The sequence below is a fragment of the Paludifilum halophilum genome (assembly GCF_002245355.1).
GTDB lineage: Bacteria > Bacillota > Bacilli > Thermoactinomycetales > DSM-45169 > Paludifilum > Paludifilum halophilum.
On sequence record NZ_NOWF01000095.1, the window covers coordinates 1 to 441 of the forward strand.

The following is a 441-nucleotide window of genomic DNA, read 5'->3' on the forward strand; positions in this document are numbered from 1 at the left end:
CACCAGCGGTGGCACCGGACTCGCCCCTGATGATCGCACTCCGGAGTTCACTGCCGAACTCTTAGAGCGCCAATCCCCGGGTCTCATCTATGCGATGTGGCGCAAGGGCCTCGAATCAACATCCTCGGCGGTGATGAGCCGCGGAGCCGCGGGAGTGCGTGGACGCAGCTTCGTCATCAACTTCCCCGGTTCGAAGGGTGGGGTCAAGGACGGAATCACCGTCATCGACGACCTCCTCGAACACATCCAGACCTCCGTCGAGGACACCACCGACCACGGTCCTCGAGCCTGAGAGAGGAACGAGAACATGCAGATGCGCAAGGCCGTGCGAGCCCGGGTGTATAAGTTCGACGCCACCGGTGAGATCTCCGCCGGCCCGGATTCCCTGGCAGGGGAGGAGCCGCTGGAGATCCAGCTGGGCGGTGAGCCGTACACCGTGAC

The 441-nt window shown here is 63.9% G+C and carries 1 protein-coding gene; it reads left to right on the forward strand.

Annotation, left to right across the window (positions count from 1 at the left end):
• Positions 1-292, forward strand: a 292-nt coding sequence (locus CHM34_RS18490; RefSeq protein ID WP_240512078.1) for a molybdopterin-binding protein, incomplete at its 5' end; no start/stop codon positions are given.
• Positions 293-441: the final 149 nt, after the last annotated feature.